The organism is Actinoplanes sp. NPDC049548, from assembly GCF_040676695.1.
Lineage (GTDB): Bacteria > Actinomycetota > Actinomycetes > Mycobacteriales > Micromonosporaceae > Actinoplanes.
This window is the reverse complement of sequence record NZ_JBFAPM010000010.1, coordinates 160,479-181,749: the sequence shown is the minus strand read 5'-3', so window position 1 is coordinate 181,749 and position 21,271 is coordinate 160,479. Positions and strand designations below refer to the sequence as shown.

Sequence of the window (21,271 nt, the reverse complement as noted above, 5' to 3'; positions counted from 1 at the left end):
GGTCACTCCCCGGGCGCGGCGTCGCGCATGGTGAAGATCTGGTCGAACTGCGTCAGCTGGAAGATCCGGTTGGCGTTCTCGCCGCTCGGCCGGATGAGGACCAGCTCACCGCCGGAAGCCTGCAGCTCCCGGTGGGTCCGCACCAGCACGGCGAGGCCCGCGCTGTCGATGAACGTCACCTCCGTCAGGTCGATCGCCATCCGCTTGCAACCACTCGAGATGAGCCGGCGGACGGTGTCCCGCAGGCCCTGCGCCTCGAGCGAGTCGAGGCGTCCCTTGAGGGCCACGGTCGCGGCACCTACGGCTTCGTCCATGTGCTCCGTTGTCTCCACAGCTGTCCCATCGGCGTCATCGGTGCGAAGTTGAGGGCATGTCCGGCGTCATCCCGCCGGGTCGGGCGCTCGCCGCGAGATCCGCAGCGTGCAGATGTTGGTGGCGTCGACCCGGTCGTAGTCGACCTGGTCCACGAGCTGGTTCACGATCATGAGGCCGTACCCGCGGATCTGCGGGACGCCGGCGCGCGGTGCGACGACCGCGTGCCGTTCGAAGGCGCATCCGGTGTCGGTGACCGTCAGCTCGACGGTGGTGTCGTCGGCCCGGCCGGTGACGGTGAGCTCGCCCGGCCCGCCGCCGTACGCGTGGTCCACGACGTTGACGCAGACCTCGTGCAGCGCGAGCTCGATGCGGGAGAGCAGACCGGGCACGTCGCCGGGCAGCGGCTCGCCGAGCAGCTCGGTGAGCCAGGGACCGAGCCGGCGCAGCGACTCGTGGTCGGCCGGCATGACCAGGGTGGCGATGCTCATCGGGCCACCTCCGCCGCGCGCAGGACCACCAGGGTGCAGTCGTCGTCCGGCTGGGTGTCGGCGGCGTGCTGGGCCACCTCGTCGAACAGCCGCCGGGCGACCTGGGCGGGCACGTCGTCGTGGCGCCGGCCGTACGACAGGGCCTCGTGGGCCCGGCCGACCGCGGTCAGGAAGCGTTCGTAGCCGAACAGCCGCCCCCTCGGGTCCTGCTGCTCGGCCAGCCCGTCGGAGCCGAGCACGAGCAGGTCGCCCTCGTCGAAGGGCAGCCGCAGCGAGCGGGCGTCCACCGTGCTGAGGGCGCCGATCGGCAGCGTCGCGGGCGGGATCACCGTGACGCCGGAGCGGTCCGCCCGGGCCAGCGGGCTGTGCCCGGCGTTGCAGACGTCGACGTGACCCGAGCCGGGCAGGTAGCGCCCGACGGCCATGGTGATGAACCGGCCCGCGTCGACCAGGTAGCCGAAGAGCTCCTCGTTGACCTGGTTGACGACGTCCGCCGGGTCGTCGGAGCGGCCCGCCACGCAGGCGTTGCGGATCGCGGTCACCGCGCGCGTCATGATCATGGCGGCCGGCAGGCCCTTCCCGGCGACGTCGCCGACGGCGAACCACAGCGCCCCGTCACGCGGCGCGAAGGTGAAGAAGTCCCCGCCGGCTAGGTTCGCGGGTACGCACTCGGCGTACACCTCGGCGCCCGGCACCTGCGGAGGCTCGGTGGACAGCACCGCCTGGGCGAGCGCCGAGGCCATCTGGTGCTCCTGCTCCAGCTGGGCCCGCTCGACCTCGGACTGGTGCAGCCGGGTCAGGTTGACCAGCCCGCCGATCACCGCCGCCACGGCGGCGACCAGCTTGACGTCGCCGGTGTCGAAGGCCGGGCCACGGGTACGCGTGATCGCGATGGCCAGCGCGGGCGACGTGCTGACCGGCACGGGCGCCACCATCGTCGGCGTCGGCGCGTCCGGCCACACCGCGGGCTCGGTCAGCCCCCGGGCGACGGCCTCCTCGGCGATCCGGGTGAGGATCGGGAAGTGGGCCTCGTCGCCGGCGCGGTAGAGCAGCCCGCCGCCGGCGAGCACCCCGCTGTCGCACTCGGTGCTGGTGAGCACGGCGGCCGCCGTACGCTTGTGCGCCTCGGCGTGGTCGCGGCTCTCCGCCTGCACCCGGGTGAGGTCGTAGAGCGCCAGCAGCCGGTCCTGGGCAGCGACCAGGGCGTCCGTCAGCTCCTCCTCGGCCTGCTCGTGCAGGTCGAGCAGCTGCAGGACGTGCTGGGCCGCCACGACGGCCTCCGGGACCGATCCGGCCGCGAAGGGTCCGACGTCCAGGCGTGCCTGCTCCGTGCCCGCCGCGCGCAGCAGCGTGTTGACGGCTTCCGCCATGGTCGCGGGCACGGCACTCATCCCGTGAATCCCGGGGTGTCGGGCACGGTCGGCGCGTACCGGATGGAGAACGCCTGGTCCAGGGCGGTGAGCTCGAAGATCACCCGGACCGGGTCGGACGGGTTCAGCAGCACCAGCGTGGCGCCGACGTCCGTCGCGGCCCGGGCGGCCCGCAGCAGCTCGGCGAGCGCGCTGGAGTCGATGAAGTGCACGGCGGACAGGTCGATGTCCACCGAGAGGCCGCTGCCGTTCGCAAGCAGGTCCGCGAGCAGCTCGCGGAACCGGGGCGTCTCGTGCGCGTCGAAGCGGCCGGTCAGCGTGATGAGGTGCCGCTGGTCCCAGCGCTCACTGCGAATCTCCATCAGTGCTCTCCTACGGAAACCGATACCGAGGGCGCCGGCCCTGCGCCTGCGCCGAGGTGGTTGTGCTGCATGTAGCGTCCCCGGGCGGAGTTCATCCGTACCTTGAACATCTCCCGCAGGAACTGCAGGGTGACGGACACCGGGTTGACGGTGGAGCCGGGAGCGTCGATCCACTCCACCGGCACCTCCGCGATGTTCATGCGGTTCTTCTGGGCCAGGTACAGCACCTCCAGGTCGAAGGAGAAGCCGTCGATCACCTGGAGGGCGAAGAGGCGCTTGGCCGCGGTGGCGGTGAAGAGCTTGAAGCCGCACTGGGTGTCGGAGATCGCCAGGCCGCCGCCGATGCGCACCAGGGCCTGCAGGCCGGCGCTGAGCATCTTGCGCAGCCGGCTCTTGCCCGCCACCACGGCGCCCGTGGCGCTGCGCGAGGCCACGACGATGTCGTACCCCTCGACCACGATCTTGCGGTACAGCCGGTCGAACTGCTCGATCGGCGTCGACTGGTCGGCGTCGGCGAAGAGCACCACCGAGCCGCGCGCCGCCATGACGCCGCGGCGCACCGCGCTGCCCTTGCCGCCGTTGCGGGCGGCCACCAGGACGCGCATGTTGGCCAGGCGCATGTTCTGCAGCAGGCTCACGGTGCTGTCGGTGGAGCCGTCGTCGGCCACGATGAGCTCCCACGGCTCGCCGCGGGACGACATGTAGGTGGCGATCGCGCCGATCGTCGGGATGATCCGCTCTTCCTCGTTGTAGGCGGGGATCACCACCGACACCACGGGAGGCACGGTGATCTCGTGCGTCGCCCAAGCCCGGTACGCCTCGTAGGCACTGTTGTTCATCGGGGAGTTCGCCTTTCGACCGTCGGTTGTGGGGAGGGTTTACGGGCAGTGCGACATACCGCCACGAGGACGACCAGGATGGTCATCGCCACGAGTTGGGCGCGGACCAGCTCCTGCATGCTGTGGTTCCAGTGCAGCAACAGCACCGTCTGCACCACGGCGCCGCTGAGCAGGGCCCAGGACTCCGAGGTGCGCCCGGTGGCCAGGTAGTGGCTGGCCACCAGGTTCGACACGGCGAACAGCGTGGTGCTGATGACGTACACCGTCAGCAGCCCGCCGAGGTTCCGGTAGTTCGAGCCTAGGAAAATTCCGATGAAAAAATTGCCGAACAGCGCGGACCCCACGGCGCAGAGGCCGCCGATCCCCGCGACGGCGTAGATTCCGCCGCGCAGCAGCTGGTCGGAGTTCTGCCCGGCGGCGTGCCGGCGGGCGGCGGCCGGGAACACGACCGTCGCCACCGACCAGGACAGGAAGAACGCCGCCCGGCCCATCAGCGCCAGCGCGGAATAGGCGCCCGCGGTGGCCGGCTCGAGGAAGTGCTTGGCGATCAGCACGTCGCCGTTGGTGATGATGATCTGGGCGCCGAGCAGCAGTCCCACCGCCGCCGCGTACGCCCGGATCTCGGTGAGGTCCGTGGCGCGCACCTTCGGCTGGAGGCTGCGCGTGTTCGTCGCACTGCGTACCGTCAGCCAGGTGGCGATGTAGGAGACCGTCAGCCCGGCGGTCACCCCCGGCACGCCGCCGCCCAGGGCGAGCAGCGTCACCGAGACCGCGACGCGGACGAGCATCTCCACCAGGAAGGTGACGGCGAGCCGCCCGAAGGCCAGCCGGCCCTGGAGCGCGCCCCGGCCGACCGCCTGGGCCAGGTAGTACGGCATGCCGAGGCCCAGGACGACGAACGGCCAGGCCGACGCGGTGTGGAACACCACCTGCAACTGCGGCGCCGTCAGGATCAGCACGGCGGCCAGGGCGATGCCGGACGACCAGGCCCAGCGCCGCAGGCGTCCCGCGAGCCGGTCGGCCACGGAGGTCATGCCGGCGACCTCGAAGTTGCCGACCGAACGGGCGGTGACCATCTGCAGGCCCATGGCCAGGGCCGTCACCACGGCCATCAGGGTCACCATGAGCGTGGCGTCGGAGAACTCGGCCGGGGAGAGCCAGCGCGCCATCACGAGGTTGAGCACGTAGTTGCCGGCGTGCGCGGCGGTCGTGGCCAGGCCCAGCACCATGCCGGCCCGGGCCAGCTTGGTGCCGGCGGACTCCTCGGCCAGTACCGCGGTGTCGCTCATCGGGACTTCCCCTCGAGCACCCGCTGCATGTGCATCACGTGCCACTCGACGACCTCGGACATCGGGATGCCGGTCGCGGCGGCGAAGTTGCGGCGGCCCAGGCTGGTTCGCAGCTCCGGGTTGTCGATCATCTCGGCGAGGGAGTCGGCGAGGCTGGCGGCGTCGCCCGGCTCGAAGTACGTGCCCCGGAAGCCCTCCTCCTCGATGATCTCGACGAAGTCGCCGATCCGGGGCAGCGCCACGGCCCGGCCGTACTCGCCGGCCTGGTGCAGGACGCCCGAGCTGCCGGTCGTCGAGGTGTACGGGAACGCCACCACGGTCGCCGAGCGGAACAGCCCCGCCACGTCCTCCTCGGCGACGTAGCCGGTCTGCACCACGTTCGGCACATCGGCGTACCGGCGGGCGACCTCGGCCAGGTAGCCGGGGGAGTTGGGGCTGTCCGAACCGGCGATGACGAGCTCCAGGTCCTCGTAGCCGCGCTGCAACAGCAGCCGGTACGCCTCGACCAGAACGTCGACCGTCTTGTAAGTGCCCCACTTGCCGAACGCCAGGATCCGCCGCGGGCCGGGCGGGACGTCGAACGACGGCACCGCCAGCTCCTCGAAGCTGCCGTGCGGCGCGAGCAGGGCATTGCGGGCGCCGTAGCGGTCGCGCAGCAGCTCGACGTAGCGCGGGATGGTGACGGCGACGAGGTCGGAGCGCAGCAGCGCCCGGGTCAGCACCCGGCCGGCGGTCTTCATGACCCAGGCGGTCAGGCGCGAACCGGCGAACCCGGCGTCGCGCATGTCGACGTTGTCCGCCAGGTTGTGCAGCACGACGACGCTCGGCACGCCCAGCAGGCGCAGCACGGCCGGCGTCAGCAGCCCGAGGGCGCCGGGCAGCCGGCGGTCGCCGAACGTGGCGAACTGCAGGTTGAACAGCACCACGTCGGGCCGGGTGGCGCGCACCGCGCGGACGATCCGCAGCAGGTTGCCGATGCTGTTGAACCGCCACGCGCCCAGGCTGCGGGTGCCCGGCAGGGCGGCCGGCGGGCCGGCGTCGGTCTCGTCGGCGTAGACGACGACCTCGGAGACCTCGGGTACCCCGGCGAGGTGCCGGACGAGGTGGAAGCCGAACTCGTTGAGGCTGTTACGGCCGGGGGGAAGGGCGGTCACGACCCCGATTCGCAACGCCCGTGTCGCGGTAGTCACGCTATTCCGTCGGTTGCGAGGGCGGGATCCTGAACGATGTGCGGCGTGCAGTTGCCGTTCGTCGCGCAGATCACGGAGGCGGGCTGGGCCTGGGTCATGGCACAAAGTCTGGGCCGGTCACGGGCGATTTCCGGTCCGCTCCGGGGTGCCGTTGGGTTGTTCCCAAGGCCCGTACAGAACGAAAGGCACCACGCGCGGTGCGCGTGGTGCCTAAGAGGTGAACGGGCCGGTCAGGGCTCGAAGCGGTAGCCGACCCCGCGCAGCGTACGGATGTGCCGTGGTGACGACGCGGACTCGCCGAGCTTCTTGCGCAGGTTGCCGACGTGCACGTCGATGATGTGGTCGTCGCCGTACCAGTTGTCGCCCCAGACGTCCTCGAGCAGCTGGCCGCGGGTGAAGGTGCGGCGCGGCGCGGAGGAGAGCAGGTCCAGGATGCCGAACTCGATCTTCGTCAGCTCGAGCACCTGCCCGTCCAGGGTCACCTCGCGGACGTCGGGGTCGATGCGCAGCCCGCCGTACTCGCGGATCGCGGTGCTGGGAGTGGAGGCAGAGGTCCGGGGCCGGCGCCGCATGGCCTGGATCCGGGCGGCCAGCTCGCGCGGGGAGAAGGGCTTGGTGACGTAGTCGTCCGCGCCCACCGACAGGCCCACGACCTTGTCCACCTCGTCGGTGCGACCGGTGACCATGACGATGTAGGCGTCGGTGAAGAGCCGGATCTGGCGGCAGACCTCGATGCCGTCGACGTCGGGCAGCCCGAGGTCGAGGATGGCGATCTCCGGCCGCTCCTTCTGGGCCTGCTCCACCGCGCCGCGGCCGTCGGTGGCGACGACCACGTCGAAGCCCTCCCGCTCCAGCAGGTGTTGGCAGAGCAGCATGAACTCGGGTGAGTCCTCGACGACGAGCGCGCGCGGCCTGGCCACGAAGCCTCCAATTCCCTGCGGGACGACGAGCGGCGCCGCGTTCGCGACGGTGCCGCCTGAAAGACCTATCGGCCGTCCCGGGGCGAATCAAAGGTTCCGCATGCCCCCGGTGATGTCGGCGCGGTCCGGCAGCGGCCCGGGCCGGGCCATGAAGTAACCCTGCCCCAGCTTGACCCCGAGCGCCCGCAGTTTCTCGTGTTCGGCCACGGTCTCGATGCCCTCGGCGATCAGCATCGCGCCGATGTCCTCGGCGAAACCGACCAGCGAGCGGGCCAGCGCCATCCGCACCGGGTCGTTGTCGATGCCCCGGGTGAGGGTGATGTCCAGCTTGATGATGTCGGGGCGCAGCTGCAGGATGTGGCTGAGGCTGGCGAACCCGGCGCCGGCGTCGTCCACGGCGATGAGGATGCCGGCCTCGCGCAGGCTCTCGGTCACCTTCACCAGGGCCGGGTAGTCGTGCACCTGGGTGTGCTCGGTCAGCTCGACGGCGATGCCGCGCGGCGCGTGCGCCAGCAGGGTGGCGCAGACCTGCGGGGTCAGCAGCGCCTCCACCGACAGGTTCGCGCTCAGCCACGCCCCGGCGGGCATCTCGTCCAGGTACGCGAACGCCCGCTCCAGCGCCAGCAGCTCCAGGTCCACCCCCACGCCGGCCTCGAGGGCGGCGGCGAACGCGTCCGCCGGGCAGGGGAAGTGCGCCTGGTCGAAGCGGGCCAGCGCCTCGTACGCCTTGACGACGCCGTCCTCGAGGTGCACGACCGGCTGGAACGTCGGCTGGATGGCCTGCGAGTGGATCACTTCTCGCAGGTTGTTCAGGGCGGGCAGGGCGGCCGCGGTGAGAGTCATGCCGACTGTTTCGGCAGCAACCCTCAAGTCTGTCTCATTCACGTTTCAAGTAATCGGCAAGCGTTTCCCGCATCGGCCGAGCCCACGCCGAACGCGCGGGACCCCGGCACGCCAGGCGTGCCGGGGTCCGGGGTGCGACGAGGGTCAGGCGAGCACGGACTCCCGCTCGCGGGCCCGGTGGAGGCACTCGATGAGCTCGTGCGGATCGACCTCGACGTCCGCGTCGACGTCGACGACGCCGACGTACGCCCCGCCGGCGGCGGCGAGTCCGGACTGCAGCGCCGCGCCCTTGTCCTGCACCTGCGGGTCGGCGATGACCCGCAGCCAGGGCAGGTCCTCCAGCGTGCGGTCGGAGCCGTCCCGCGAGCCGCCCGACACGGCGATCATCTCGAAGGAGATGTTCTGCGCGTACAGCAGCTCCGCGATGCGTTCCACCGCGCGCCGCAGCTTGGCGCCGGGGTTGTGGAAGGGGATGACGACGGTGAACTCGACGGCGACCGGGCCTGACGGCGCGGTGGCCCGGGGTGCGGGGCCCGCGACCACGAAGGGCGGGACGGCGATGAGGTGTGCGACGGTCATGCCCGGTGATTCGGCTTGCAACCTCAATGCAACCTCAGGCGGCTCTCAAGCCGGACGCAAAGCTTCCGGCATCCGGCGGGCGGTCCGGGGCAGCCAGCGCACCAGCTCCGCGGTCCGCGGGTTCGAGCCGTACGCCAGCAGCGTGAGGAACACCCCGTACACCGGCAGGTGGCCGAGCAGCTCGGTGCCGCCGAACAGCAGCAGCGTGGCGTTGAACGGGATGCCCGCCACCAGCACGGCCGCCTGCGGCAGGGCGCCGGAGATCACCAGCAGCCCGAAGAGCAGCTCGGTGGCGCCGGCGACGGCCACGAAGGTGTCCGCCGGCACGTGGATGCCGACCAGCGCGAACACGTCGAGCTGCGGGAAGAGCCGCAGCGTCTCGCGGGCCAGCGCCGGGTTGGCGAGCTTCTCGGCGAAGGCCAGGGTGATCAGGGCACCGCCGGCGCCGAGGCGCAGGGCCAGCAGCGCCCGGCGCAGCGTGGCGGCGTCGGGCTCGACCCGGCCGAAGGTGGCGTCCGACGGTGGCACGAACGCCAGGAAGACCGCGACGCCCAGCAGGTCCATCGCCGACAGCAGGCCGACCGGCCCGGTCATCAGCAGCGCCAGCGGACCCGCCAGGGCCAGCAGGACGGCCGCCGGGCGCAGCCGGACACCGGTGATGAACCAGACGCCCAGCGCGCCCTCCAGCAGCAGCAGGGCACCGCCGCCGGGCAGCTCGCCGACCTCGAGGTCGTGGGTCAGGAAGTGCCCGGAGACGCCCGCCGCGAGCAGCGAGACGCCCAGGTGGACGGCGAGCAGCCGCGGCACGTACGGGACGAGCCGCCCCACGAACCCGAGCACGGGCAGCTCCGGGGCCGGCAGCCGGTGCACCGCCACCCAGCGCCAGCCGAGCGCCACCAGGGCCACGCCCAGGATGAACGCCAGCGTGAGCGGGCGGGCGGTGAAGGACCAGTCGCCCGGGTAACCGTCGGGGCCCGGCACGAACCACTTCTCGTGCGCCGCTGCGGGGGCCGGCACGGCCAGCACGGCGAGTGCCGCTCCGATCGCTGCCGCGCCGCGTGTCCAGGTGCTCATCGTTCTCACTCCGATCATCGTTCGTCGTCACCCTTCATACGGGCGTACGCGGTGAAGATCGAGCGATCCGGCGCAGGTCAGGACCAAGGTCCCGGGTCTTCGGGACCCTCTGCGGGCAGGGACAGGGTGAAGCGGGACCCGACGTTGACGGTGGACTCGAGGGTGACGTCGCCGCCCATGGCGCGGGCCAGCCGCCGGGCGATGAACAGGCCCAGGCCGGTCCCGCTGGTGCTCATGGTCATGGGGTCCTCGACCCGGTGGAACTTCTCGAACACCTTCTCCAGCGAGTCCGAGGGGATGCCACGGCCGTGGTCGCGGACGTCGACGTGCAGGAACCGCTCGTCGCGGCGCAGGCTCACCTCGACGGTACGGTCCTGAGCCGAGTACTTGAGCCCGTTGCCGATGAGGTTGGTGAGCACCTGGACCGTCCGGCCGTTGTCGCACCGGGCCGGCCAGGGGTCCTCCGGCAAGGTCAGCTCGACCCGGTCGGTGCGGAGGTCCTCGACGGCCTGCCGGACGATCGCCACCAGATCGTGCGTGGCGACGTTCACCTGCAGCGACGCCTCGTCCGGGTTGTCGCCGAACCGCGATGCGAGCAGCAGGTCCTCCACCAGCCGGGACAGGTGGGCCGCCCGGTCCCCGATCAGGGTGAGCGCGTCGAGGCGCTTCTGCGGCGTCATTCGTTCGCCGCGGGTCCGCAGCAGGTCGATGTAGCCCATGATCGGTGTGAGCGGGGTGCGCAGCTCGTGCGACACCATGGCGATGAAGTCGGACTTGAGCCGCTCGGTGCGGTACTCGCGGGTGAGGTCGCTGATGACGACGACGTCGCGTACGAGCTCGCCGCCGGCGAAGATGGCCGAGTGCGCGAGCCGCAGCCGCCGCTCCTCGCCGTCGCTGCGGCGTACCGTCAGCTCGGTCGCCACCCGGGGCACGTCCACCGTGACCGGCAGGAGCAGCTCGCGTTCCTCCTCGGCGGGCACCTCGAGCAGGTCGCCGACGGGCCGGCCGGCCGCGTCGGCGGCGGACGTGCCGGCGATGTCGGCCAGCGCCTGGTTCCAGACCTGGACCAGGCCGCCGGCGCCGACCACCATGATGCCCTCGGCGGACTGCTCGACGACGGCCTGCAGCTTGCTGCGCTCCTCGGTGAGCCGCTCCAGGTGCTCGGCGCCGCGCATCGCCACGGCCAGGGCACTGCCCAGCGAGGCCAGCAACGTGACGTCGCCGGTCGACATCCGCCGCCGGCGGCGGCTCGCGAACGCGGCCGTGCCCTGCCGGCTGCCGCCGCCCTCCACCGGGACCACGACGACATGGCGCAGGCCGGGCGGAAGGTCCTCGGTCAGCTGCACCGGCGCCTCGACGTCCCGCCACGGGACCAGGTAGTCCGGCAGCGGCCCGGCCCGCACGGCGGACGGCTCGGTGGCGTCCGCGGAGAGCGCCGAGCCGTTGCCGGACACGGCGATGAAGCCCAGGTCGGCGTCGAAGGCCTCGCGGACCAGCACCAGGAACTGCCGGACGACGTCCTCCCGTTCGGCGAGGGCGTGCGACAGCTGCAGCAGGCACGCGGAGCGGGCGCGCTCGTCGGCCTCGCGGGCGGCGGCGCGGTACGCGTACGTGACGGCCAGGGCGGGCATGGCCATGAACGGCAGCAGCAGGGGCGCGTGGAGGGCGACGACCGTCGTCGTCAGCCCGGTCGCCATGGTCCCGACCGCCATGTAGACCGACAGCCGGGCCTCGGACCGGATCACCGTCCACGGCGGGACCTCGTTGATGAAACCGAGGATCTGGGCCAGGCAGCACAGGTTGACGGCGGTGAAGGCCAGGGTGCCGGCCACCACGCCGGCGAGCACGCGCGCGGTCATGGTGCCGGCCGTGCCGCCGATCACGTGGACCAGCAGGATCAGCACCGACACGGCGGCGGTGTACGTACCGAGGTTGAACGCGGCCTTCACCGCGGGCCGGCGCTGGACCAGGCTGGCCAGCACCAGGCCGGCGACGGCGGCCAGCAGCGCGTGCCGCGGCGGCAGGAGCAGCACGTCGATGACCAGCGCCGCCTCGTAGAGGGTGAGCTCCTCGACGGCCTCGCCGTGGCGCAGCCGCACCACGGTGATCTCGGCGAGGCAGGTGAGGACGACGAGCCCCGGCACCAGCCAGGCCATCGGGACGCCGGTGCCGGCGAGCACGCTGTCGCGTCCCGGCATGGCGAGCACCACGACGGCGCCCAGGCCGGCACCGAGCGCACCGACCGCCACGACCCGCCGCAGGATCGGGTCCCGCGCGAACGCGCGCACGGCGCCGGTCACCCGCTGCGGAAGCGGGCGACCGGCGCCGTGCGGCTCGGCGGTCACGACTGCGGCAACCAGGCCCAGGACGAGGCGCTCCACCGGTCGGCGGCCCAGGCCCGTGCGGCCCAGTCCTCGCCGGCCCAGGCGCGGGCGGTCCAGTCGGCGTCCGCCCAGGCCCGCGCCGCCCAGGCGCGTGCCGCCCAGTCGTCGGACGCCCAGGCCCGCGCGGCCCACGCCCGGGCGGCCCAGGCCCGTGCCGCCCAGCTGCCGTCCGCGCCGGCCCAGGCCCGCGCCGCCCACGCCCGTGCCGCCCAGGCCCGCGCGGCCGGGTCGAGCTGCGCCCAGGCCCGTGCGGCCCAGTCGCGCGACGCGGGGCTGAGCCGGTTCCACTCCAGGTCGGCGGCCTGCGCGTCGCCGGCGCCGAGCGCCTCGGCGAGAGCGGACCAGCGCTTGGCGTCGCGGCGCACCGCGTCGGTGTCCTCGTCGTAGCGCGTCTGCGCCTTGCTCTTGCGCCAGTCGGGCGCGGCGGCGAGCACCCGGCCGACGTCGAGGCCGCCCGCACCGCCACCGGCCGCCGCGGTCAGCCCCGGGCTCGGGTAGGCGGTCGAGACCAGCAGGTTCTTGATCGCGTCGGGGCCGAGCTTCGGCTGCACCGCCAGCGTCGCCGCGATGGCACCCGAGGTCACCGCGGCCGCCATCGACGTGCCGGAACCGCGGAAGTAGCCGTCGCCGACCCGCGCCGCCGGGTTCTCCCGGTCGACGATGCTGCCGGGCGCGCGCAGGCTGACCACGTGACCGCCGGCGGCGACCAGGTCGGGCTTGGCGTCGCCCTGCTTCGTCGGGCCGCGGCCGGACCAGACGCCGACCACGTCGTCGCCGCGGTCCGCGGTGCCGGACGCGTCCAGGCCGCCCGTGGTGAGCAGCACCGGGTCGTTGCCGGGCGAGGTCACCGAGCCGGTGCCGGGCCCGTCGTTGCCCGACGGTACGACCACCGTCACGCCCTGGTGCCACAGCGCCTCGAGGGCCTGGTTCAGCGGGTCCACCTGGTACGGCAGCGGGCTGTCCGCCGACAGCGACAGGTTCAGGACCTGCACGTCCTTCTTGTGGTCGCTGACCCACTGCAGGCCCCGCAGCACCGTGATCAGGTCGGTACGCCCGTCCGCGTCGGCGACCTTCACGTCGACCAGCTCGGCGGCCGGGGCGACCCCGCGGTACGCCCCACCCGAGGCGGCTCCCGACGCGGCGATCAGGCCGGCCATGAACGTCCCGTGGCCGTAGCCGTCGCCCGCCCCCGTGCCGGTGAGGTCGACGCGCCCGGCGACGCGGCCGGCGAGATCCGGCACCTCGGCGATGCCGGTGTCCACCACGGCCACCGTCACGCCGGCTCCCTCGCGGCCGTTCGCCGGCATGCCGAGCATCTGGCGCACGGTCGTGGCGCTGTCCGCGGCGTCGGACGAGGCGTCGGCGACGGTGAGCTCGCGCTGCGGGACGACCGTCCATTCCTGCGGGAGGGTGGTCCGTGCCGGCAGCAGCGCTGCGACGCCGTGCGCCAGCGGCAGGCTGGCCAGTACCCGGCCCCCGGCGGACTCGACGGCGCTCGCGGCCGCGGCGGCGCCCGTACCGGTCACCACCACCTCCCGCCACGGCCCTGCGGCGCTGTGGGCGGCCGCGGACACCGGCAGGGCGGTCGTCGTGGCGACGGCGGCCGCGGCCAGCGCGACTCCCCGGCGACGGTTGTGTGTCATGGGCGTACGCACCTCGCTTGTCGGCGAAACGACTTCGTCTGCGACGGCGCACGTTGCAGGTCCGGTGCCGACGCGAGGAACAGCATCGGCGGGCCGGCGGTGGACTTGAGCGGAACTTGAGGTCGGCTTGCGGTGGCGTTCACAGGTCGGTCACCCGGACCTCTCGGCTGAGCGCGCCGTCGAGCAGATCGAGCACGGCGTCCGCGGTGAACGGCTTGGCCAGGTAGTAGTCCACGCCGTCGGCCCATGCCCGGGAGTTGGTGCCCGGCTCGGCCGCCGCGGTGAGCATGAGCACCGGCACCGGCTCGCCGCCGAGGGCCCGGATCGCCGCGAGCACCGCGAAGCCGTCCAGGCCGGGCATCATGACGTCCAGGATGACGAAGTCGGGGTCGACGGTCTCCACGGCCTGCACCGCGGCCAGCCCGTCCACCGCCACGCTGACCTCGTAGCCCTCGAGCTCCAGCACGTCGGTGAGCAGACTGCGGATCCCCGGGTCGTCGTCGACCACCAGAATGCGTGCCACGGATGTCACCCCCCTCGCCCGGCGCCGCAGGCCGACGGCTCGGCCTGCCGCACCGCGTCCTCGGCGGCCTGCCGCCAGTCGACCGTCTGTGCCTGCAGCTGGGGATGGGCGAGCAGCAGCGCCAGCTCCTGCTCGTCGGCCCCGGGAGCGTTCTCCGCCTGCGTGACGAGCAGGTGGGCCGTGCGGACGGCGCCGGCGACGCCGAGCCCGGACGGCTCCGGCCGGTGCGGCGTGTCCCGCTGGGCGACCGCGCCGATGATCGGGGCCGGTACGCCCCACAGGTGCAGCAGCTCGACGCCCGCGTCGCGGAAGGGCACGCCGTCGCGCGTACCGTTCTCGAGGTCGACCGCCGCCGGCTCGCCGTCCTCGCGGGCCAGGCAGATGAGCCGTCCGACGTCCTGCAGCAGGGCCGCCGCCTGGGCGTGCGGCCGGTTCGCCGGCGAGGCCAGCCGCTCGGCGAGCCGGGCGGTCGCCCGGGCATGGCACCAGGTGGCCGCCAGCACCGGCGCGGCGCCGGGGTACCAGCCGGGCGGCGACCAGGAGCTCCCCGCGTCGGCCACGGCCTGGATCATCGTGACGCCCATCGCGTGCACGATCGCCTCGATCGAGTAGTTGCGCGGGCGGGCGCCGAAGAACCGGGAGGAGGACAGCTGCAGGAGCTTGGCGGCCAGCCCGATGTCGCGGGTCGCGGTGCTTACCGCCGTGTCGAGGTTCGCGTCGGGCGCGAGCAGCGCGTCGATGCCGTCGGCGTGCCCGGGCAGGACCGGGATCGAGCGGACGGCTCCGGCGATGCGGCGGGCCGTTGCGGGGTGGGCGGCCGAGGTGTGCAGCAGGAGCTGGTCGACCACCGCGGTGAGGGTCTCGGCGTCGGAGGGTTTGGTGAGGAAGCGGTGCCCGGCCATGGCGACCTGGACGATCGCCTCCTCCTCGATGTGCCCGGAGAGCACCACCCGGGCCGTCCCGGGGTGCGACCGGCTGACCTCCGTGAGCAGCTGGGCGCCGTCCATGCCGGGCATCCGCATGTCGGAGACCACCACGTCGCACGGCGTGGCGGCCAGTCGCTCCAGGGCCTCGGCGCCGCCGTTGGCGAACTCCATGTCCCACTCGCCGCGGCGTCCGCGCAGCGACCGGCGCAGCCCGTCGAGGATGCGCGGCTCGTCGTCGACGAACAGCACCCGCGGTGTGCTCATGAGTCCTGGCGTCCGTCGACCGGCAGCCGCAGCGTGAAGGTGGTGCCCTCGCCCGGCACCGACTGCACGTCGATGGAGCCGCCGTGCCGGTCCAGCACCGCGCGGGCGAGGGCGAGGCCCTGACCGGTGCCCTTGCCCACGCCCTTGGTGGTGAAGAACGGGTCGAAGATGGACTGGCGGATGTGCTCGGGGATGCCGCTGCCGTCGTCGGCGAAGGTGATGACGACGTCCGGCCCGTCGAGCCGCGTGCCGATGGTGATCCGGCCCCGTTCTCCCCGCCCCTCCATGGCGTCGGCGGCGTTGACGAGCAGGTTGAGGAACACCTGGTTGAGGTCGCCGCGGTGGCACAGCACCTCGGGCAGCTCGGCGAGGTCGAGCTCGACGTCCGCGACGTACTTCACCTCGTTGCGGGCGACGGTCAGGGTGGTGCGGATCGCCTCGTTGAGGTCGGCGTACGACTGCTCGGCGGTGTCCTTGTAGCTGAACGACTTCATGGCCCGGACCAGCGACGCCACCCGCTCCACGCCCTCGAGGGTCTGCTTGACCGCGACCGGGATCTCGGCGATCAGGTACTCCACGTCCGCCTTGTCCTCGGCCGCGCGGGCCCGGGCGGTGCGCTCGTCCCACGCCACCTCGCCCAGGTCCGGGGCCATGCACTCGCGGTAGACCATGAGCAGCTGCGCGATGTCCTGGTACGCGTCGGCCAGGAACCGGGTGTTGTCGCCGACGAACTGGATCGGCGTGTTGATCTCGTGCGCCAGGCCGGCGGAGAGCCGCCCCAGCGACTCGAGCTTCTGGTCGTGATGGGCCGCCAGCTGCGCACGGCGTGTCTCGGTGACGTCGCGGAAGGTCACCAGCCGGCCCTGGCTGCCGGCACCCACCCGCAGCGGAGCGACCGAGCAGACCACCTGGAACGTGGACCCGTCCTTGCGGGCGAACACCGCGTCCACCGCCGCCGCGGGATCGCGCAGGGGACAGTCTTGCTCCGGCACCGGCGTGCCGCCGGGGGCGGGCAGGTGGACGGCCGCGTGCACCTGGCGGCCGAGCAGGTCCTCCTGGGACCAGCCGAGCATCTCCGACGCCGCGCGGTTGAGGGACGTGAGCCGGCCCTCGCCGTCCACGGTGTAGAGACCCTCGGGCATGTCCTGCATGAACGCGGTACGGAACGCGGTGGCGACGGTGTGCGCGGTGATGTCGGTGAGCACGAGGCACAGGCCGGGCGACCCGTCGCCGGGCAGCGGCCGGCAGTCGACCCGCCAGGTCCGGACCCGGCCCGGCTCCGTCGCGTCCGGGGCGTCGAACCGTTCGCCCACGACGGGTGTCCGCGTCGCCAGGACCTGGCTCAGCAGGGGTTCCAGCCGGTCCGCGAGGGAGGGCAGGGCCTCGGGCACTGTCAGCCCGGCCAGCTCGGCGGCGGGGCGGCCGGTGACCGCCGCGAACCCCGCGCCGGCCCGGACGAACCGCAGGCGCTCGTCGACGAAGGCGACGCCGGCCGGCACCGCGGCCTCGATCGTCTCCAGCAGCGCCGAGACGTCCGCCATCGCGTCCTCCCTCGAGTGGTCCCTTTCTCCCCATCGGCTCCCTGGCGGATCCGCTGAGGCGCAGGTCACAGGAGTGTCAAGAACCGGTGGCTCCTCCGCTTATCAGAAGTCTGTATCTCTCGCCGCGTGCGCCGATAGGGATGAAGAAGCGCACACCGGGACGACCGGGGGTCAGGTATGGACGGGATGCCGGTACGGCTGCAGCGGTGGATCCGCGGGTCGAGCTCCATGCTCGGGCAGGTCCGTGCCCTCTTCTTCGTCTTCCTGCTCATCTGGCCGTTCGTCGGCCTCTGGGGCGCCTTCGCGACGTCGCTACCTTTCGGCATCGCTGCGGTCGCCGCGACCCTGGGCCTGCTCGTCTGGCTGTACGTCGGTTACCAGCGCGGACGGTTCCCGGCTTGGAGCTGGGTCGCTGAGGGCGTCTGCGTCTGCGTCATCGCCGGTGCTTCCGACTACCGCACGACGATCGCCTTCTGCTTCATGTGGGTCAACTTCCGTTCCCTCTACGGCGGATTGCGAGAGAAGGCACTGGCGGTCGCGACCCTGGTCGCCATCATGGCGACAGGCATGATGGTCTTCGACGCCCAGGTCGAGGCCACGGCGACCCTGCTCCTCACGGCGTTCGTCGCGTTGGTGGTCAACCACGTGCTGGCCCGGGTCAGCGCAGCCCGCGACCGGGCCGCCGCGCGCGAGCGGGCCGCCGCCTCGGCCGGCGCCGGCCTGGTCGCTGCCACCACCCGCGAAGAAGCCATGGACGTCACCCTCGGCGCCGCGCTGAGCATGGACGAGGAGGTGAGCGCCGTCCTGGTGGTCACCGTCGCGGGCCCCGCCCTGCACGTGGTCGCCGCGGCGGGCGACGTCGGTACGGAGGCTTCCGGCTGGGTGGGTGAGCTGGCGGCGCTGCCCGAACAGGCCCGGACCGCCCTGGTGCCGGGCGGTTACGAGTACCTGGCCGACGGCGCGGCGCACGACGTCTGTGAGGTGTTCCGCCTCCGGCCCCACGCCGGTGTCGCGCTCGCGCCCCTGGCCGTGCACGGTTCCTGCTTCGGCCTGCTCCTGCTCGCCATGAACGGCCGGGCCACGGACGACCTGTCGGCCCCGGTGAAGACCCTCGCGGACGAGGCCGCGCTGACCCTCGACCAGCTGCTCAACCGCTCGCGGCTCAGCGCGGTCGTCGACCACTCGCCGGACGCGCTGGTGCTGGCCAGCGAGGCGGGCATCATCCGCTTCGCCAACCCCGGGACGCAGACCCTGCTGGGCGAGTCCGCCGCGGCTCTGACCGGCCGGGACCTGTGGTCGCTGCTGCACCCCGATGATCTCGAGGACATCCTGACCGCCGGAGCCGGCCCCGGCGTACCGGCGGCGCGGCCGTGCCGGATCCGCAGCCGCGAGGACGCCCCGTGGACCAACGTCGAAGCGGTCATCGACTACGTCAACGAGCACGACGGCTCCCGCAGCATCGTCTTCAACGCCCGCGACGTCTCCGAACGGCAGGCGCTGGAGCTGGAGCTGCGGCACGCGCAGAAGCTGGAGTCGGTCGGGCGGCTCGCCGCCGGCATCGCGCACGAGATCAACACGCCGATCCAGTTCGTCGGTGACAACGCCCGGTTCCTGGAGACGGCCTTCGCCGACCTGAACCGGTTGCACGAGGCGTACCGGGACCTCGTCGACGCGGCGCGCAAGGGCGCCGAGTGCGGGGAGGCCATCGAGCGCGTCGAGCGGGTGGCCGAGGAGATCGACATCGACTTCCTCCTCGAGGAGGTGCCGATGGCGCTGCAGCAGAGCCTGGAGGGCATCAACCGGGTCGCGAACATCGTGCGCGCCATGAAGGCCTTCGGTCACCCCGGCAGCGAGGAGAAGACGCAGGCGAACCTCGGCGAGGCGATCGCCAACACGCTGATCGTCGCGAACAACGAGATCAAGTACGTCGCCGACGTGGAGACCGACTTCGCCGACCTCCCGCCGGTGTACTGCCACCTCGGCGACATCAACCAGGTGGTGCTCAACCTGGTGGTCAACGCCGCCCACGCCATCGCCGCCGCCGACCGGGGCCGGGGCACCATCCGGGTCCGCACCCGGTCGGAGAGGTCCCAGGTGGTCATCGAGGTCGAGGACACCGGCACCGGGGTGCCGCCGGAGATCGCCGACAAGCTGTTCGACCCGTTCTTCACCACCAAGGAGGTCGGCACCGGCACCGGCCAGGGTCTCGCGCTGGTCCGTACCCTCGTGGTGGACCGGCACGGCGGGTCGGTGGACTTCACCAGCGAGCCGGGCGCGGGCACGGTGTTCACCGTCCGGTTGCCGGTCGGCGCCGACGACATGGCGGAGGCGGCGTCATGACGCACCGGCCGCACATCGTGTTCGTCGACGACGAGCCGCGCATCCTCAGCGGCCTGCGGCGGATGCTGCGCACCCACCGGGACCGCTGGGACATGTCGTTCGTCGAGGGCGGCCAGGCGGCGCTGGACTCCCTGCACAGCCGGCACTGCGACGTGATCGTCACCGACTACCGCATGCCCGGCATGGACGGCGCCCAGCTGCTCGACCGCGTGCGCAAGGAGTTCCCGGCGACCGCTCGGGTCATCCTCAGCGGCCAGACCAACGAGGACAACCTGCTGCGGATCATGGTGCTGGCCCACGAGTTCATCAACAAGCCCAGCACGCCGGAGCAGATCGTCACCGCGGTCGAGCGGCTCATCGCCCCGGCCGCCCCCGACGACGCGGTACGCCGCGACGTGGCGGTCATCGAGTCGCTGCCGAGCCCGCCGCACACCCTGGTCGAGCTCATCGACGCGTTCGCCACGGAGGACGCCAGCGCGCAGTCGGTCGGCCGGGTGCTCGAGCGTGACCCCGCGGTCGCGGCGAAGGTGCTGCATCTGGTGAACTCGTCCGCGTACGCGATGGGCCGCAAGGTCAACAACGTGGTGCAGGCGACCGCACTGCTCGGGCTGCCCACCATCCGGGGCCTGGTGTTCATGCACGACATGGTCCGCGAGTTCGATCCGGCCGGGGTCCTGCCACCGGTGTGGATCGAGCGGCTCACGGTGCACGCCGTCGAGACGTCGCGGCTCGCCGGGCGCTTCGCCGCCGGCCGGGACTGGGAGGGTCATGCCTTCACGGCGGGCCTGCTGCACGAGGTCGGGCAGCTGGTTCTCGCATCGTCGCGGCCCGCCGAGTTCGCAGGGGCGCTGACGCGGTGGCGGGACACGCCCGATGTGCCACTCTGCGACGTGGAGCGGGAGATCTTCGGTATCGACCACCGCGAGATCGGGGCGCGCCTGCTGCGGCTCTGGTCGCTGCCCGAGCCGGTCATCGAGGCGGCGTCGGCCCACCAGGAGCCGGCCGAGCCCGGGGTGGCCTCCGATCCCGCGTCGGCGGTCGCGCTGGCGCACCGGATCGTGGAGGCGGAACTCGAACCGGTGTGCGGCCCGCACGGCGCCCCGGCCCTCGGCGACGACGAGCTTAGCGAGCCGGTCCGCGAGGCGGCCGCCCGGTGGCGGCGGGAACGGTCCCCTAGGCCGGGCTGACGGTCAGCAGCGGCTCGGCCACGCCGTCCTCGAGGGCGGCGAAGTTGCGCAGCCGCGTGATCAGGCTGACGGAGACCTCCTGGCCCGCGCTGACCAGCCGGACGCCGGACTTACTGGTCACCGGGGCGGCGAGCACCATCCCGGACCGCAGCTCGTCGAGCGTCACCGGGCGTACGGTCTCGCCGTCGGAGATCGCCGTGGCCGCGTCCAGCGCCTCCAGCAGCGCCGGGTCGTAGTGACCCGCCCGTCCGGCGAGGGTCGCCGCGGCGACGGCGGGGCTGGTGCCGTGCGAGATCAGCTCGTCGAAGTCCTGGACGATGTGGATCAGCCGCCCGCCGAACGGGATCCGCTCGCCCGCCACCTGGTCCAGGGGCGCCCCCGAGCCGTCGAAGTTCTTCCGGGAGTACCGGATGGCGTCGGCCACCGGCTCCAGGCGGGGGATGGGGGAGATGATGTGGACCGCCACCTCCGGAAGGTCGTCGGTCATGGCCTGCTCGGCCGGGGTCAGCTCGGCGCCCAGGGCCAGCTTCTCCGCCACCGCGGGCGGCAGCGAGACGATGCCGATCTGGGACAGCATGACCGCGAGCTCGGCGACCCAGCGGTCCTCGACCTCGTCCGGGTACGCGTCGAGGAGCTGGATCGCCCGCCGCGACAGCCGGTTGGCCCGGCCGAAGGCATCGGGGTTGGACAGCGACAGCACGTCGTTGAGGGCCATGACGCTGCCGTTCAGGGTGCGCTCCAGCAGCTCCCGTTCCGCGACCACGAGCCGGTGCTGGGCCACGCAGTCGCGCAGTGCGGCGCTCATCGTCTCGGTGTCGACCGGCTTGAGGAGCATGCGGAAGACCTGGCCCTCGTTGACCGTCTTCGCGGCGTCCTCGAGGTTGGTGTGCCCGGTGAGGAGCATGCGGGTGGTGTCCGGCGCGACCTTGCGGGCGGCGGCGAGGAACTCCGCCCCGTTGATGCCCGGCATCAGGAAGTCGGAGACGATCACCTCGAACGGCTCGGGCTGCCGCAGGGCGAAGAGCCCCTTCGCCGCGCCGACGGCGGTCTCCACGTCGAAGTCCCGGCGGAGCTGGCGCCGCATCCCGTCGAGCAGGTTCGCTTCGTCGTCCACGAGCAGGATCCGCGGACGTTTGTTCGGCAGCGTCATCGTCGCCCCTATTCCCAGGCTGGCAGATCTACGCTATCCGTACT

The 21,271-nt window shown here is 72.6% G+C and carries 19 protein-coding genes; 2 read left to right on the top strand and 17 right to left on the bottom strand.

The window, feature by feature from the left end; genetic code table 11:
- Positions 1–2: 2 nt before the first annotated feature.
- From AB0J80_RS21210 to AB0J80_RS21135, 16 genes are all read right to left on the bottom strand, one after another.
- Positions 3–314, bottom strand: coding sequence for an STAS domain-containing protein (locus tag AB0J80_RS21210; RefSeq protein ID WP_364707357.1), 312 nt, complete (start codon positions 312–314; stop codon positions 3–5).
- 66 nt (positions 315–380) lie between these two features.
- A complete protein-coding gene (locus AB0J80_RS21205) occupies positions 381–803 on the bottom strand; it encodes an ATP-binding protein (protein ID WP_364707355.1) in 423 nt (140 codons plus the stop codon).
- Positions 800–2,194 carry a PP2C family protein-serine/threonine phosphatase gene (locus AB0J80_RS21200; RefSeq protein ID WP_364707353.1) on the bottom strand — a complete coding sequence of 465 codons (1,395 nt, stop codon included), beginning with the start codon at positions 2,192–2,194 and terminating at the stop codon, positions 800–802. The genes AB0J80_RS21205 and AB0J80_RS21200 overlap by 4 nt, the downstream gene beginning before the upstream one ends.
- Entirely contained in the window at positions 2,191–2,535 is a 345-nt protein-coding gene (locus tag AB0J80_RS21195) for an STAS domain-containing protein (RefSeq protein ID WP_364707350.1), read from the bottom strand. The genes AB0J80_RS21200 and AB0J80_RS21195 overlap by 4 nt, the downstream gene beginning before the upstream one ends.
- Positions 2,535–3,374, bottom strand: coding sequence for a dolichyl-phosphate beta-glucosyltransferase (locus AB0J80_RS21190; RefSeq protein WP_364707347.1), 840 nt, complete (start codon positions 3,372–3,374; stop codon positions 2,535–2,537). Before AB0J80_RS21190 ends, AB0J80_RS21195 begins: the two co-directional genes overlap by 1 nt.
- Positions 3,371–4,663 carry an oligosaccharide flippase family protein gene (locus tag AB0J80_RS21185; RefSeq protein ID WP_364707344.1) on the bottom strand — a complete coding sequence of 431 codons (1,293 nt, stop codon included), beginning with the start codon at positions 4,661–4,663 and terminating at the stop codon, positions 3,371–3,373. Before AB0J80_RS21185 ends, AB0J80_RS21190 begins: the two co-directional genes overlap by 4 nt.
- Positions 4,660–5,817 carry a glycosyltransferase gene (locus AB0J80_RS21180; protein ID WP_364707342.1) on the bottom strand — a complete coding sequence of 386 codons (1,158 nt, stop codon included), beginning with the start codon at positions 5,815–5,817 and terminating at the stop codon, positions 4,660–4,662. The genes AB0J80_RS21185 and AB0J80_RS21180 overlap by 4 nt, the downstream gene beginning before the upstream one ends.
- Before the next feature lie 266 nt (positions 5,818–6,083).
- On the bottom strand, positions 6,084–6,773 hold the full coding sequence (locus tag AB0J80_RS21175; RefSeq protein ID WP_364707339.1) for a response regulator transcription factor: 690 nt from the start codon (positions 6,771–6,773) through the stop codon (positions 6,084–6,086).
- 87 nt (positions 6,774–6,860) lie between these two features.
- Positions 6,861–7,616 (bottom strand): EAL domain-containing protein, encoded by a 756-nt coding sequence (locus AB0J80_RS21170; protein WP_364707336.1) that lies wholly within the window; start codon positions 7,614–7,616, stop codon positions 6,861–6,863.
- Positions 7,617–7,760: 144 nt separating this feature from the next.
- Complete coding sequence (locus tag AB0J80_RS21165) at positions 7,761–8,195, bottom strand: glycosyltransferase (protein WP_364707333.1); 435 nt, start codon at positions 8,193–8,195, stop codon at positions 7,761–7,763.
- 45 nt (positions 8,196–8,240) lie between these two features.
- Positions 8,241–9,269, bottom strand: a complete 1,029-nt coding sequence (locus tag AB0J80_RS21160) for a hypothetical protein (RefSeq protein WP_364707330.1) — start codon at positions 9,267–9,269, stop codon at positions 8,241–8,243.
- A gap of 77 nt (positions 9,270–9,346) precedes the next feature.
- The gene (locus tag AB0J80_RS21155; RefSeq protein WP_364707327.1) at positions 9,347–11,650 is read right to left on the bottom strand and encodes an ATP-binding protein; all 2,304 of its coding nucleotides are present in this window, start codon (positions 11,648–11,650) and stop codon (positions 9,347–9,349) included.
- Entirely contained in the window at positions 11,611–13,296 is a 1,686-nt protein-coding gene (locus tag AB0J80_RS21150; protein WP_364707324.1) for a S8 family peptidase, read from the bottom strand. Before AB0J80_RS21150 ends, AB0J80_RS21155 begins: the two co-directional genes overlap by 40 nt.
- Before the next feature lie 139 nt (positions 13,297–13,435).
- A complete protein-coding gene (locus AB0J80_RS21145) occupies positions 13,436–13,819 on the bottom strand; it encodes a response regulator transcription factor (RefSeq protein ID WP_364707321.1) in 384 nt (127 codons plus the stop codon).
- A 5-nt stretch (positions 13,820–13,824) separates the two neighbouring features.
- A complete protein-coding gene (locus AB0J80_RS21140; RefSeq protein ID WP_364707318.1) occupies positions 13,825–15,009 on the bottom strand; it encodes a response regulator in 1,185 nt (394 codons plus the stop codon).
- Positions 15,006–16,550, bottom strand: a complete 1,545-nt coding sequence (locus AB0J80_RS21135) for an ATP-binding protein (RefSeq protein ID WP_364707316.1) — start codon at positions 16,548–16,550, stop codon at positions 15,006–15,008. The genes AB0J80_RS21140 and AB0J80_RS21135 overlap by 4 nt, the downstream gene beginning before the upstream one ends.
- Positions 16,551–16,727: 177 nt before the next feature.
- On the opposite strand from AB0J80_RS21135, the gene AB0J80_RS21130 reads away from it, so the two are divergent.
- Both AB0J80_RS21130 and AB0J80_RS21125 read left to right on the top strand, forming a co-directional pair.
- Positions 16,728–18,890 (top strand): ATP-binding protein, encoded by a 2,163-nt coding sequence (locus tag AB0J80_RS21130; protein ID WP_364707313.1) that lies wholly within the window; start codon positions 16,728–16,730, stop codon positions 18,888–18,890.
- Positions 18,887–20,077, top strand: coding sequence for a response regulator (locus tag AB0J80_RS21125; protein WP_364707311.1), 1,191 nt, complete (start codon positions 18,887–18,889; stop codon positions 20,075–20,077). Before AB0J80_RS21130 ends, AB0J80_RS21125 begins: the two co-directional genes overlap by 4 nt.
- On the opposite strand, the gene AB0J80_RS21120 is transcribed toward AB0J80_RS21125, so the two are convergent.
- Positions 20,064–21,227, bottom strand: coding sequence for an HD domain-containing phosphohydrolase (locus tag AB0J80_RS21120; protein ID WP_364707309.1), 1,164 nt, complete (start codon positions 21,225–21,227; stop codon positions 20,064–20,066). The two genes, AB0J80_RS21125 and AB0J80_RS21120, sit on opposite strands and share 14 nt — an antisense overlap.
- Between the last annotated feature and the right edge of the window lie 44 nt (positions 21,228–21,271).

Coding starts and splice junctions, on each gene's coding strand:
- AB0J80_RS21170 (WP_364707336.1), bottom strand. CDS start 7,616: ATGACTCTCACCGCGGCCGCCCTGCCCGCCCTGAACAACCTGCGAGAA.
- AB0J80_RS21190 (WP_364707347.1), bottom strand. CDS start 3,374: ATGAACAACAGTGCCTACGAGGCGTACCGGGCTTGGGCGACGCACGAG.
- AB0J80_RS21165 (WP_364707333.1), bottom strand. CDS start 8,195: ATGACCGTCGCACACCTCATCGCCGTCCCGCCCTTCGTGGTCGCGGGC.
- AB0J80_RS21120 (WP_364707309.1), bottom strand. CDS start 21,227: ATGACGCTGCCGAACAAACGTCCGCGGATCCTGCTCGTGGACGACGAA.
- AB0J80_RS21160 (WP_364707330.1), bottom strand. CDS start 9,269: ATGAGCACCTGGACACGCGGCGCGGCAGCGATCGGAGCGGCACTCGCC.
- AB0J80_RS21205 (WP_364707355.1), bottom strand. CDS start 803: ATGAGCATCGCCACCCTGGTCATGCCGGCCGACCACGAGTCGCTGCGC.
- AB0J80_RS21210 (WP_364707357.1), bottom strand. CDS start 314: ATGGACGAAGCCGTAGGTGCCGCGACCGTGGCCCTCAAGGGACGCCTC.
- AB0J80_RS21130 (WP_364707313.1), top strand. CDS start 16,728: ATGGACGGGATGCCGGTACGGCTGCAGCGGTGGATCCGCGGGTCGAGC.
- AB0J80_RS21185 (WP_364707344.1), bottom strand. CDS start 4,663: ATGAGCGACACCGCGGTACTGGCCGAGGAGTCCGCCGGCACCAAGCTG.
- AB0J80_RS21195 (WP_364707350.1), bottom strand. CDS start 2,535: ATGGAGATTCGCAGTGAGCGCTGGGACCAGCGGCACCTCATCACGCTG.
- AB0J80_RS21135 (WP_364707316.1), bottom strand. CDS start 16,550: ATGGCGGACGTCTCGGCGCTGCTGGAGACGATCGAGGCCGCGGTGCCG.
- AB0J80_RS21140 (WP_364707318.1), bottom strand. CDS start 15,009: ATGAGCACACCGCGGGTGCTGTTCGTCGACGACGAGCCGCGCATCCTC.
- AB0J80_RS21125 (WP_364707311.1), top strand. CDS start 18,887: ATGACGCACCGGCCGCACATCGTGTTCGTCGACGACGAGCCGCGCATC.
- AB0J80_RS21200 (WP_364707353.1), bottom strand. CDS start 2,194: ATGAGTGCCGTGCCCGCGACCATGGCGGAAGCCGTCAACACGCTGCTG.
- AB0J80_RS21150 (WP_364707324.1), bottom strand. CDS start 13,296: ATGACACACAACCGTCGCCGGGGAGTCGCGCTGGCCGCGGCCGCCGTC.